Annotated in this window: 10 protein-coding genes and 1 other annotated feature (1 of these 11 running past the window's edge); of the genes, 4 read left to right on the forward strand and 6 right to left on the reverse strand. The window is 50.9% G+C overall.

Annotation, left to right across the window (positions count from 1 at the left end; all coding sequences use genetic code 11):
- Window positions 1–506: 506 nt before the first annotated feature.
- Window positions 507–2,027: a dipeptide/tripeptide permease DtpA gene (gene dtpA / locus WCT94_RS14345; protein WP_336870099.1), complete on the forward strand. Its 1,521-nt coding sequence runs from the start codon at window positions 507–509 to the stop codon at window positions 2,025–2,027.
- A gap of 123 nt (window positions 2,028–2,150) precedes the next feature.
- On the opposite strand, the gene cysB is transcribed toward dtpA, so the two are convergent.
- Together cysB and topA are read right to left on the reverse strand one after the other, a co-directional pair.
- Window positions 2,151–3,125 (reverse strand): HTH-type transcriptional regulator CysB, encoded by a 975-nt coding sequence (gene cysB / locus WCT94_RS14350; protein WP_015840250.1) that lies wholly within the window; start codon window positions 3,123–3,125, stop codon window positions 2,151–2,153.
- Between the two features lie 538 nt (window positions 3,126–3,663).
- Window positions 3,664–6,264 carry a type I DNA topoisomerase gene (gene topA, locus WCT94_RS14355; protein WP_336870100.1) on the reverse strand — a complete coding sequence of 867 codons (2,601 nt, stop codon included), beginning with the start codon at window positions 6,262–6,264 and terminating at the stop codon, window positions 3,664–3,666.
- Window positions 6,265–6,610: 346 nt separating this feature from the next.
- On the opposite strand from topA, the gene WCT94_RS14360 reads away from it, so the two are divergent.
- Entirely contained in the window at window positions 6,611–6,880 is a 270-nt protein-coding gene (locus WCT94_RS14360; protein WP_336870101.1) for a YciN family protein, read from the forward strand.
- 73 nt (window positions 6,881–6,953) lie between these two features.
- Here the strand turns inward: WCT94_RS14360 and sohB are convergent, their stop codons facing one another.
- Entirely contained in the window at window positions 6,954–8,000 is a 1,047-nt protein-coding gene (gene sohB / locus WCT94_RS14365) for a protease SohB (RefSeq protein WP_336870102.1), read from the reverse strand.
- A gap of 357 nt (window positions 8,001–8,357) precedes the next feature.
- Here sohB and WCT94_RS14370 point away from each other — a divergent pair, with 357 nt between their 5' ends.
- Together WCT94_RS14370 and cobO are read left to right on the forward strand one after the other, a co-directional pair.
- A complete protein-coding gene (locus tag WCT94_RS14370) occupies window positions 8,358–9,119 on the forward strand; it encodes a YciK family oxidoreductase (RefSeq protein ID WP_336870164.1) in 762 nt (253 codons plus the stop codon).
- A gap of 18 nt (window positions 9,120–9,137) precedes the next feature.
- On the forward strand, window positions 9,138–9,728 hold the full coding sequence (gene cobO, locus WCT94_RS14375; RefSeq protein ID WP_336870103.1) for a cob(I)yrinic acid a,c-diamide adenosyltransferase: 591 nt from the start codon (window positions 9,138–9,140) through the stop codon (window positions 9,726–9,728).
- 82 nt (window positions 9,729–9,810) lie between these two features.
- Here cobO and rluB read toward each other — a convergent pair whose 3' ends face one another.
- The 3 genes from rluB to rnm form a co-directional block, all read right to left on the reverse strand.
- On the reverse strand, window positions 9,811–10,695 hold the full coding sequence (rluB, locus tag WCT94_RS14380) for a 23S rRNA pseudouridine(2605) synthase RluB (protein ID WP_015840244.1): 885 nt from the start codon (window positions 10,693–10,695) through the stop codon (window positions 9,811–9,813).
- A gap of 181 nt (window positions 10,696–10,876) precedes the next feature.
- Complete coding sequence (locus tag WCT94_RS14385; RefSeq protein WP_336870105.1) at window positions 10,877–11,497, reverse strand: L-threonylcarbamoyladenylate synthase; 621 nt, start codon at window positions 11,495–11,497, stop codon at window positions 10,877–10,879.
- Between the two features lie 124 nt (window positions 11,498–11,621).
- Window positions 11,622–12,524, reverse strand: a complete 903-nt coding sequence (gene rnm / locus WCT94_RS14390) for an RNase RNM (RefSeq protein WP_442955490.1) — start codon at window positions 12,522–12,524, stop codon at window positions 11,622–11,624.
- A 207-nt stretch (window positions 12,525–12,731) separates the two neighbouring features.
- Window positions 12,732–12,829, forward strand: a sequence feature (Trp leader region) (it continues 7 nt past the right edge of the window).

Below are 12,829 nucleotides of genomic sequence, written 5' to 3' on the forward strand. Positions count from 1 at the left end.
ACCTGTATAAAAACACACATAACCACTATTTAAGGCTAATAAGTTATTTTTAATAGAAAATTTAGTGATTGAATGTCACTTAATGTGATTATTTCTACATTCATCTTGTTGCGTTCACTTGATGATTTTTTATACTCACTACATATTTAATAATATGAAAAAGATTAAACCGCATATTCATTCATAGTTAATGATATTATCTTAGTTTTAATTAAAAGGCAGATTATATCCCTTTTTGAAAAAATAAATACGACAAAGCGAGATAATAGTTTGATGGGGGTGCAAGATATGAAATTAAACTCTGCATAAAATTTGATTTATAGTTTTATCCAGCCATCAAATCCACTTGTAACAAAACATGTCAAAAAGCTTGTCTGTCCGTAAAATAACGTCAATATAACGCCGTTTTTCCTCCCCATAACAATGAAAAGAGGTCGCAGTTTCACTGCCTCACTCTTGTTATTTTCTCGTTAAAAAAAACGAGATATGTAAAATCAGAGGTCTTTGTGTCAACAGCAAACAACAACAGCGAATCCACCGAAAGCATCAGCATGAACGCTTTCAAACAACCAAAAGCGTTTTATCTCATCTTTAGCATTGAGCTATGGGAGCGTTTTGGTTACTACGGCCTGCAAGGCATCATGGCCGTTTATCTGGTCAAAATGCTGGGCATGTCCGAAACCGACTCCATCACCCTCTTCTCTTCGTTCAGCGCGCTGGTATACGGTTTCGTCGCCATTGGCGGCTGGCTGGGTGATAAAGTCCTCGGCACCAAACGCGTGATCGTCCTGGGTGCTATTGTGCTGGCATTCGGCTATACCATGATTGCTTATTCTGGCCACAGCGTGACGTGGGTCTATATCGGTATGGCGACGATTGCCGTCGGTAACGGATTGTTTAAAGCTAACCCATCATCCCTGCTGTCTACCTGCTATGCGAAAGACGACCCACGTCTGGATGGCGCCTTCACCATGTACTATATGGCGATAAATATCGGCTCCTTCTTTTCTATGCTGGCTACGCCGTGGCTTGCCGCTCACTATGGCTGGAGCGTCGCTTTCTCTCTTAGCGTAGTCGGTATGATTTTGACGCTGGTTAACTTTATGTTCTGCCGCAAGTGGGTCAACACACAAGGTTCTCAACCAGATTTCCAACCGATTCATTTGCCAAAACTATTGAACTCGCTGATTGGTATTGTCGTTTTGATCGCGGTGTCCACCTGGTTGTTACACAATCAAAGTATCGCTCGCTGGATTCTGGCTTTGATCGCTCTGGCTGTCGTGATTATTTTCATCAAAGAAATGTTTTCTGTTCAAGGTGCTGAACGACGGAAAATGATCGTCGCGTTATTGCTTATGCTGGAAGCGGTGGTCTTTTTTGTCTTATATAGCCAAATGCCAACATCGCTAAACTTCTTTGCGATTCGCAACGTTGAGCATTCAATTTTAGGTTTTGCTTTTGAACCGGAACAGTACCAGGCGCTCAACCCGTTCTGGATCATGGTTGCCAGCCCGCTTTTGGCTGCGGTGTATAACAAAATGGGCGACCAACTGCCGATGGCACACAAATTTGCGATTGGTATGGTGCTGTGTTCTGGTGCGTTTCTGGTGCTGCCTTGGGGTGCCAGCATGGCAAACGATCAGGGTATCGTGTCCGTCAACTGGCTAATCCTCTGCTACGGGCTACAAAGCATCGGTGAACTGATGATTTCCGGTCTGGGTCTGGCGATGGTCGCCCAACTGGTGCCACAGCGTCTGATGGGCTTTATCATGGGTGCCTGGTTCCTGACCACAGCCGGTGCTGCGATTATCGCAGGCTACGTGGCTAACCTGATGGCCGTGCCTGAGAACGTTGTCGACCCGCACGCGTCTCTTGAGGTTTACAGCAATGTCTTCATGCAGATTGGTATCGTTACAGGCGTCATCGCCGTTCTGATGCTGCTGACAGCACCAAAACTGACGCGCATGACGCAGGATGCCGCCACCGACGTTCCTGCGGACGCCGCCACGACGACAGCATCCGCTTGATAACCAGCCTGAACCCCTCACGCCGATATGTGTGTGAGGAGTGATGAGCGACGCGTTTAAATGACAAAAAAAAGCCAGACAATGTCTGGCTTTTTTACGTTGGTGACCCGTCCTGAATGGCGTTTACTTCACTGGCAGCGTGACGTCCTTGAACATCGCTTCTATTTCATCATTTGAACGCAGCGCAACGGCAGTATCGACGACATCGCGTGTTAAATGCGGAGCAAAACGCTGGATAAAGTCGTACATGTAGCTACGCAGGAACGTGCTGCGGCGGAAGCCGATTTTCGTCGTGCTGTAGCTGAAGATGCTGTTCGCATTGATGGTCACCAGATCGGTTTCCGTTTGCGGATCGACCGCCATATTGGCAATCACCCCCACACCCAGCCCTAAACGCACATAGGTTTTAATCACATCGGCATCCGTGGCGGTAAAGACGATACGCGGCGTCAGCCCCGCACGGTTAAACGCGGTATCCAGCTCGGAGCGCCCCGTAAAACCAAAGGTATAGGTGACGATGGGATAAGCGGCCAGCTCTTCAATGGAGATGTCGGTTTTGGAGGCAAGCGGGTGATCGGGTTTTACCACCACCGCGCGGTTCCAGTGGTAGCACGGTAGCATGATCAGATCGTCGTACAGGTGGAGCGCTTCGGTCGCAATAGCAAAATCTGCAGACCCTTTCGCAACGGCCTCAGCAATCTGCGTCGGCGAGCCTTGATGCATGTGCAGCGACACACGAGGGTAGCGATCGATGAAGCCTTTGATGACGCTTGGCAGCGCATAGCGCGCCTGCGTATGTGTGGTCGCCACGTACAGCGACCCTTTATCGGGATAGGTATGCTCTCCGGCAACCGCTTTGATGGCATCGACTTTCGACAACACTTCACGTGCAATGCGGATGACTTCCTGTCCGGCTGGTGTCACCTGTGTCAGGTGTTTTCCACTACGGGCAAAAATCTGAATGCCCAACTCATCCTCCAGCATGCGGACCTGTTTACTGATCCCCGGCTGGGAGGTGTACAACCCTTCTGCGGTAGAAGACACATTCAGGTTGTGATTAACAACTTCAACAATATAACGAAGCTGTTGTAGTTTCATAATTTATCCCATTCCCAATTGAAGTGTGCGCGTGGCATCTCACGACGTTCTGACGACGTTCCGTTTTATACCCGTAATGCTTCAAGCTGCATATGCGTTGGCTACGCTCAACTACTCGGCCCGTCGTGGGCCTCGCCCCGAAGGACCGCTGCAAGCAGCGTTCAAATCTGCTCCCGGTAGATTTGTCCCTCTCTTGCCGCCTTTCTGCAACTCGAATTATTGGGGTCTATTGATCTGACTACGCCTTAACCACCTGGCGCATATTTCCATCAACTAATGTCATTTAATCATAAAAATTATTTTTATATAACCATTTTTACATGGCCAACGATAAAGAACGCAGTGCGTGCGATTATCACCGAGGTAAACCGCATGATTCTCTATCACGGATCAACAATACTCATGCTATCGCAGGACAATCTTCATACATCTGTTTTGTCTGGAGATTTTCTGCGATCGAAAAAGCCAGCCTTACGGCTGGCTTGATGTCGCTATTTCTTGCGCATAATCCGGTTACACGCTGGGTGACAAAAAGAGGTTACTTCTTCCCTTCAACCCACTTGCCATCGATGTAAAACGCTGACCAGCCTGTTGCCTTGCCATCTTTTTCTGACGAAACATATTGCTGTTTGGTCTTACGGCTGAAACGCACCTGCGTCTTATTGCCGTCTTTATCAACCACCGGAGCTTCCGCCAAATAGCGCAGCTTTTCCGGCAAGCGATCTTTGAAACGCACCAGTTCTTCTACTAATGGTGCTCGCGTTTCACGCGATTTCGGGAACGTATTGGCCGCGAGGAAAACGCCTGCTGCCCCGTCACGCAGGACGAAATAGGCGTCGGACTTCTCACAAGGCAACTCAGGCAACGGCACCGGATCTTCCTTCGGCGGTGCAACCTCGCCATTACGCAGGATCTTACGCGTATTCCCACAGCTCTCGTTGGTACACGCCATGTATTTACCGAAGCGTCCCATTTTGAGATGCATCTCGGAACCACACTTCTCGCACTCAACAATTGGGCCATCATAGCCTTTGATGCGGAACTCGCCAGTTTCGATCTCATACCCGTCACAGGCTGGGTTATTACCACAAACGTGCAGCTTACGCTGATTATCAATCAGGTAGCTGTCCATCGCCGTACCACATTTTTCACAGCGGCGACGGGCACGCAGCGCGTTGGTTTCAGCATCATCGCCTTCCAACACGTTCAGCACTTCGTTTTCTGGGATCAGGTTGATCGTAGTTTTGCAGCGCTCTTTCGGCGACAGGGCGTAGCCGGAGCAGCCCAGGAACACTCCCGTGCTAGCGGTACGAATCCCCATTTGGCGGGAACAGGTTGGGCAGTCAATGCTGGTCAACACCATCGCATTAGGGCGCATGCCGCCTTCTTCCGGATCCTGCTCGGCCTTTTCCAACTGCTGGCTGAATTCATTGAAGAACTCATCCAGCACGGCTTTCCATTCCGCCTGATTATTGGCAACCTGATCGAGACGACTTTCCATCCGCGCGGTGAAATCGTAATTCATCAATTCGCGGAAGTTTTCTTCCAATCGATCGGTAACGATTTCGCCCATCTTCTCGGCGTAGAAACGACGGTTCTCTACTCGAACGTAGCCGCGATCCTGAATGGTTGAAATAATAGACGCGTAGGTAGACGGACGGCCAATGCCGCGCTTTTCCAGTTCTTTAACCAGTGAGGCATCGCTGTAACGCGCCGGTGGCTTAGTGAAGTGTTGCCCTGGCAGCAGCTTCTGCAGCGACAGCGCCTCGCCCACCGCCACGGTTGGCAACGTGCGATCTTCATCATTTTTACGCAGCGCAGGCATGACTTTCGTCCAACCATCGAAACGCAGCGTACGGCCTTTCGCACGCAGTTGATAATCTGCGGCCTCCACGATTAACGTGGTGGAATCGTATTGCGCAGGCGTCATTTGACAGGCGACGAACTGACGCCAAATCAACTGATACAGCTTCTGTGCATCGGCTTCCATATCTTTCAAGTTGTCGGCCAGCACGCCAACATCGGAAGGACGAATCGCTTCGTGCGCTTCCTGAGAGTTTTCTTTGCTGCTGTAAAGGTTCGCGGATTCGGGCAGATAACGCTTACCGAATTCTTCGCCAATATAGCCACGTACCATCGTCAAGGCATCCTGACTGAGGTTCGTTGAGTCGGTACGCATGTAAGTAATGTAGCCCGCTTCATACAGACGCTGTGCCATCATCATGGTTTTTTTCACGCCAAAGCCAAGGCGTGTACTGGCAGCCTGTTGCAGCGTTGAGGTGATGAACGGCGCGCCCGGTTTACTGCTGGTCGGCTTATCTTCACGATCGGCAACCTTATAACGGGCGTTTTCAAGCAGGCTAACCGCGGCCTGTGTTTGCTCTTTATTAACGGGTTTAAACGGTTTGCCGTTATGGTGCGTCACCTGCATTTGCAGCTGAATATCGCTGCCTGCCAGCAAATCGGCGTGCAGTTCCCAATATTCTTCCGGCACAAACGCTTTGATTTCGCGTTCGCGATCGACAATCAGGCGCACCGCAACCGACTGCACGCGTCCAGCGGACAAGCCGCGGGCGATTTTTTTCCACAGCAGCGGGGATACCATGTAACCCACCACGCGATCCATAAACCGACGCGCCTGCTGTGCATTAACGCGGTCAATATTCAACGTGTCTGGTTTTTCAAATGCCTGTTTGATGGCATTTTTCGTGATTTCGTTAAACACCACGCGGCTGAAACGCTCATCTTCACCACCAATGATTTCCCGCAGGTGCCAGGCAATGGCTTCCCCTTCGCGGTCAAGGTCGGTTGCGAGATAGATGTGGTCGGCATTTTCCGCCAGCGTTTTTAATTCGGAGACAACCTTCTCCTTACCCGGCAGTATTTCGTAGTTGGCTTTCCAGCCATGATAAGGGTCGACGCCCATACGATTAACCAGCGCGGATTTTTCATCCTTTTTGACTTTCTTTTTCGTTTTATCTTTAGTCGTTGAGTCCGCGCTCTTTTTACTGACTGAGCCACTCGTCGGCAAATCGCGTACATGACCGACGCTGGATTTCACCACGTAGTCATTGCCTAAATACTTATTGATCGTTTTGGCTTTTGCCGGGGACTCGACGATAACGAGAGCTTTACCCATATGTACTATTACCTGCTGAATTCTTCTGAAAATCAGATATTTTTCGGGGCATCCAGAGCGGATTCTACTGACTGCGCAAAATCCCACACTCTACCTGATAAATACTGCCACGCAACCTAATTAGCATGGAAAACCTGTTTTATCCGCTTCCTGCCATACTGAATATCGGCAGGTAAGCCCCTAAAATGTAGTCCATTTGCATCATAATCTACCCTTTACGCTGAAACCGTATCGCAGTACCCTTATTTCTATGCAGCGTTGAAATAACCATGCTGATTTTAGAAATAGCTTTGTTGATATAGTGCAACTACCCCCTTTTTCAAGGGTGAGTACAGGAGTGAGAATCATGTCACCTGAATATCAGGGTAACGAAGAAAAGCGGCCGATTAGCCGCCAGAGCTTATTAATTGAAGCCAACGACATCATTAAACATCACGATGACTATTTACATGGCATGGTCGCAGATAGCGTAGAACAAAAAAACGGCGTGCTGGTTTTTCGTGGTGAGTTTTTTCTCGATGCGAGTGGAATGCCAACCTTAAAAAGCACCGCGGTATTTAACATGTTCAAGCATCTTGCTCATGTTTTATCCGAAAAATATTATCTGATTGATTAAATACCTTGATGGATAATATGCAAATGCCCGCAAATACGCGGGCATTTCATTGTGTGCAGCTCTACTCTAAGAGTTACAGCAGGGGCTTTGAACCACGTTGCCACCAGCGCAGCATCAGTCGTTCTGCGGTGTCTCCTGCGCTGCCCGTCAGACGATCCAGCAGGCGTTTACGGCGCGTATAGCGAACGCTTAATACTTCATGGCTGGCCATTTCAGCAATTAGCAGGTCGTCACTGGTACCGATGGCATCAATCAATCCCAGATCTTTCGCCTGCGTGCCAAACCAGTGCTCTCCCGTCGCCACCGAATCAATGTCCAGTGAGGGGCGCATCTGCTGCACAAAATCCTTGAACAGCGTATGCGTGACATTCAGATCTTCGCGGAATTTCTCACGGCCTTGTTCGGTATTTTCACCAAACAGCGTCAATGTACGTTTAAATTCACCGGCGGTGTGCAGCTCAACATCAATGTCTTTGTTTTTCAGCAAACGGTGGAAATTGGGAATCTGCGCCACGACGCCGATAGATCCCACAATCGCAAAAGGCGCCGCTACGATACGGTCAGCCACGCAGGCCATCATATAGCCACCGCTGGCAGCCACTTTATCCACGGCAACGGTCAAGCGCACGCCACTCTGGCGTAAACGTTGTAATTGCGAAGCTGCCAGCCCATAACCGTGCACGACACCGCCGGGGCTTTCGAGGCGCAACAGCACTTCATCCTGTGGCTTCGCAACAGCCAGCACGGCGGAGATCTCTTCACGCAGCGAACTGACTTCGCCTGCATCCATACTGCCGTTGAAGTCGAGAACGTACAGGCACGGTTTGACACTTTTCTCTTCGCCACGTTTGGCACGCTGTTTATCTTGCTTTGCGGTTTCTTTTTCTTTCTTCTTTTCTTGTTTCGATAACAGCTTACGTTCGGTGTCGCTCATACAGGCAGTCTGCATTTCGCGCTGCATTTCCTGATATTGCTCGCCCAGATTCGAGACCTGCAACTCACCCTTATGCTGGCGCTTACGCTGTGTCATCCCAAATGCCAGAACGACTAACGCACCAATAGCCACCACGATAGTGAGTACCTTAGCCAGGAATAAACCGTACAGAGAAAGTAATTCCACAAACACCGTCCTCATTGACTGCGTATTAATTAATGTTGGTTTACTCACCAACCATGGCGTTGACGTCGAGCGCCATTCCCTCCCTATAACCTAACTGATGGCACGCAATATGGCGATGTTATTCCTGCGTTTTTTATGCCTATTGCTGCTTTTTACAACAGCGCAGGGAGAAATAGAGGCAGTCTCATTGAAAACAGACAACATTTGAGGCATAACACCCCCATTCACCCTGCCCGGATGCGCCGTCATCTGGCGTTCCGAGCGGTACGACCCGACATATCTCGCCGTACCAACACGCAATGGCAGGTCTATTATCTGAAGCGTGGCGGTTTGACGCCACGGCAAGAGGAATTCATTGTGCATTACCAGCCTAAAATCGATTTACTGCAAAACCGTATCATTCTGGTGACCGGCGCTGGCGACGGCATTGGCCGGGAAGCCGCCCTGACCTATGCCCGCTACGGCGCACACGTCATCTTATTAGGCCGAACAGAAAGCAAACTTCAGGCAGTTAAACAGCAGATCGAGCAGGAACATGGTACGCCAGCGCACGTGGTTGTCTGCGATATGCTGGCCTTATCTTCCGCGCAGTGCTTTCAACTGGCTGACGAACTGACACAGGTTGTACCGTATCTGGACGGGGTTCTTCACAACGCCGGGCTGCTCGGGGAAATCGCGCCTATAACACAGCAAACGCCGGAGATCTGGCATCAGGTTATGCAGGTCAACGTCAACGCCACCTTTATGCTGACACAGGCGCTGCTGCCTCTGTTATTGAAATCATCTTGTGCGTCTCTGGTTTTCACCAGTTCCAGCGTGGGCCGCGAAGGTCGCGCCGGTTGGGGAGCCTACTCCGTATCCAAGTTCGCGACAGAAGGCCTGATGCAGGTGCTGGCAGAAGAATATCGTTCACAAGATCTGCGCGTGAACTGTATTAATCCCGGCGGAACGCGTACGGGAATGCGCGCTTCAGCTTTCCCCAACGAAGACCCGATGAGACTGAAAACACCGGCAGATATTATGCCGCTGTATCTCTATCTGATGGGCGATGACAGTCGCCGCAAGACGGGAATGAGTTTTGACGCACAGCCGGGCAGAAAAGCCGGTCCAGCCGAATAATAGAGAAGAACACGCACGATGAGCGATGAACGCCACCAGCAACGCCAGCAGCGCCTGAAAGAAAAGGTCGACGCCCGTATTGCCGCCGCGAATGAAACGCGCGGCATTCTGATCGTTTTTACCGGCAATGGAAAAGGCAAGACCACGGCCGCATTTGGCACCGTCACACGGGCAATCGGTCACGGATTACGCGCGGGCGTGATCCAGTTTATCAAAGGTGAATGGCCAAACGGTGAGAAGAACCTGCTGCAACAGCACGGCGTGGAATTTCAGGTCATGGCGACAGGCTTTACCTGGGAGACGCAGAATCGCCAGACGGATACGGAAGCAGCACAGCATGTCTGGCAGCATGGCAAACGTATGCTGGCAGACCCACAACTCGATCTCGTCGTGTTGGACGAACTGACGTACATGCTTAGCTATGATTACCTGGATTTAAGTGACATTGTCACCGCATTAAAACAACGCCCTGCCGGACAGACGGTCATTATTACCGGCCGCGGCTGCCACCGTGACTTGCTGGAAATGGCCGATACCGTGACGGAAATGCGTCCGGTAAAACATGCGTTTGATAACGGGATTCAGGCACAGCAAGGTATTGACTGGTAAAACCGCCATCGGCAAGATAAAGAAATATCGTGAAATGAAAACGGGCAGCACAAGCTGCCCGTGAAGCGTAGAAATAATGATATTAGCCGTTGCGCTTCGGTTTCGGAGACGTGCGGCGGGCCGGAGCGGTACTGATCTGGCTGTGGCGTTTTACTGCACGACGGATCTGGTTCGCTTTCACCCGACGGCGCTCACGTTCAACCGGCAGTTTTGATACCGTTTCAGCAGGAAGCTGCACCAGCTCACGCAGGTAGTTCAGCTGTTCCAGCGGCATTTCTGCCCAGCCACCGCGTGGCAGACCTTTCGGCAACGTAATATCGCCATAGCGCACGCGAATCAGGCGGCTCACCTGCACGCCAACCGCTTCCCACAGACGGCGTACTTCACGGTTACGCCCTTCTGTCAGCGTCACGTTATACCACTGGTTCAAGCCTTCACCGCCCTGATAGCGGATCGTACGGAACGACGCCGGGCCGTCTTCCAACTGGACGCCTTTGCTCAGTTGTTTGATCTTTTCGTCGTCCACTTCACCGAAGACCCGCACGGCGTATTCACGCTCAACCTCACGGCTAGGATGCATCAGGCGATTGGCTAACTCACCGTCGGTCGTGAACAGCAGCAGACCGGACGTGTTCACGTCGAGACGCCCTACCGCTACCCAGCGAGAGCCCTGAATTTTCGGCAGACGGTCAAACACCGTCGGGCGACCATCAGGATCGTTGCGGGTACACAGCTCGCCTTCTGGTTTGTAATACACCAGCACGCGACACACGGTTTCTTCGGTTTCCTTAACGGTAACCACATGACCATCAATACGGATTTTGGTGGCTTTCGTCACTTCAACGCGGTCGCCCAGTGTGGCAACTTTACCGTCAACGCTGACGCGTCCAGCCTGAATGATACCTTCAATTTCGCGGCGTGAGCCATGTCCGGCGCGCGCCAGAACTTTTTGTAACTTTTCGCTCATTGAGCAACCTCTAGTGTCGCCTTCCCAGGCGTCGGGGGGAGTCATAACTGCTGATAAAATTCAGCTAGTTACGTAAAAATAGTGTGTACGTAAAAATCGTTCGTAGTATTCAATGCTGGCGCGATTATACCGATCTTCGCGCCATTTGTATTCTCATTGTTACAACCTGTCGCAGCGTCTTCTATAAGAACGGCGTGACATCGCCGGTGCCCTCACGGGCAACGCGCGGCACGGACTCGGTCAGGTCGATCACCGTCGTCGGCTGTTGACCCAGCGAACCGCCGTGAATAATCAAATCCACCTGTTTTCCCAATCTTTCCTGAATTTCTTCGGGATCGGACTCGGCGAAATCATTTCCCGGCAGCATTAGCGTTGTCGACATCAGCGGTTCATTCAGCGCGGCCAGCAGTTCCAACGCAATCGGATTGGACGGCACGCGCAGGCCGATGGTTTTACGTTTTTCGTTCATTAAGCGACGGGGAACCTCTTTCGTCGCTTTCAGAATAAAGGTGTAATTTCCCGGCGTATTATTTTTAATCAACCGGAAAGCCGTGTTATCAACGTGGGCATACGTCGAGAGTTCAGACAGATCGCGGCACATCAGCGTAAAATTATGATCGTTCCCCAGATCGCGAATCCGGCAGATGCGTTCCAGCGCGTTCTTTTCGCCCAACATACAACCCAACGCATAGCCAGAATCCGTTGGATAAACAATCACCCCTCCTTTATGCAGAAATTCCACCGATTGATTGATCAATCGCGGCTGCGGATTCTGCGGGTGAATATAGAAAAACTGACTCATGACCCTACCTCATACGTCTGACATTTCGCGGCGTTGTGCATTTCAACCCGCGTCATCGTGCAATAGGATTATTATAGAACGTGTTGATGGTAAAAGATTGTTATTTCATAAGATCGCAATGTCATTACGCCATGGTGCGCGGCGAATCTGCCAGTAACGGATGATGCCAAACTGGCTCGACATCGGCAGGCAGCCACAGCTTGCGGCCCAGTTCAATCCAGGCACACGGCAGGTGGAAATCCGATCCTTGCGATGCCATCAGGTTGAAATCTCGCGCATAGCGCCCCAACTGCGTCCGTTCATCCGGTGCCTGTTGGCATTGCGCCACTTCCATCGCGATCCCGCCGCTTTCAGTAAATGTGGCCAGCAGGCGTTTTAGCCATTTGGCCGTCAGATCGTAGCGCCCCGGATGTGCCAATACTGACACGCCGCCGGATTGATGAATCGCCTCAATCGCTTCCGGGATGCTGCACCACTGCGGCGGCACGTAACCGGTTTTGCCTTTCGCCAGATATTTTTTGAATATCTGATTCATATTCGCCGCAATGCCCAATTCAATGAGATAACGCGCAAAATGCGCCCGCGTAATCTGGCCTCCCGTTGCCAGACGCTGTGCGCCAGCCAGCGCATCGGGAATGCGGGCCTTTTCCAATCGAATCGCAATTTGCTCCGCCCGGTTCTGCCGGCATTCTGCCTGCTGTTGCAGCAACCCCGTTAACGCCGGATGGGTTACATCCATCCCTAGTCCGACAATATGGATCTCATGGTTTTCCCACAGCGTGGAGATCTCCACACCGGGAATCAGCCTCAGCGGCAGCGCCTGTTGCGCAATCGCCTGCTGTGCTTCTTCAAGCCCACGGGTCGTATCGTGATCGGTAATAGCCAGTACGCTCACCCGCATGTCTACCGCCCGGCTGACTAGCGCTGTCGGCGTTAAAACGCCATCAGACGCCGTGGTGTGGCTATGCAGATCGTAAAGTGGGAATGACGATATCGGTTGGGAATCTTCTGGCACAAGCCTATCCATTAACAATAATCATGCGAAAGCCGCATGATGCCATTAATAGGAAACAAATGGTAATGCCCGCCGTTTTACTGAGTAATAAAATAATCCTATTGAAGGTGTTGACATTTTATCGCCGAACCAGTTAACTAGTACGCAAGCTCAGTACACAAACAGTAATCAGTGATAAACAGCGAGATGATGATAATGGCAACGCAGAAAATGATGAAGCATGGTTGGTGGCGCTCTTCCCTATCGCGGGTGGACTAATCACGCATCGCTGTTATCACACATGCAGATATTCCCAGGCCCGCTTAACTAAGCGGGCT

This window comes from Pectobacterium sp. 1950-15 (assembly GCF_037136835.1).
GTDB lineage: Bacteria > Pseudomonadota > Gammaproteobacteria > Enterobacterales > Enterobacteriaceae > Pectobacterium.

Bases quoted from the DNA above. Each gene is read 5' to 3' on its own strand.
- WCT94_RS14385 (WP_336870105.1), bottom strand. From the start codon at position 11,497: ATGAGTCAGTTTTTCTATATTCACCCGCAGAATCCGCAGCCGCGATTG.
- rluB (WP_015840244.1), bottom strand. From the start codon at position 10,695: ATGAGCGAAAAGTTACAAAAAGTTCTGGCGCGCGCCGGACATGGCTCA.
- cysB (WP_015840250.1), bottom strand. From the start codon at position 3,125: ATGAAACTACAACAGCTTCGTTATATTGTTGAAGTTGTTAATCACAAC.
- WCT94_RS14360 (WP_336870101.1), top strand. From the start codon at position 6,611: ATGTCACCTGAATATCAGGGTAACGAAGAAAAGCGGCCGATTAGCCGC.
- topA (WP_336870100.1), bottom strand. From the start codon at position 6,264: ATGGGTAAAGCTCTCGTTATCGTCGAGTCCCCGGCAAAAGCCAAAACG.
- cobO (WP_336870103.1), top strand. From the start codon at position 9,138: ATGAGCGATGAACGCCACCAGCAACGCCAGCAGCGCCTGAAAGAAAAG.
- rnm (WP_442955490.1), bottom strand. From the start codon at position 12,524: ATGGATAGGCTTGTGCCAGAAGATTCCCAACCGATATCGTCATTCCCA.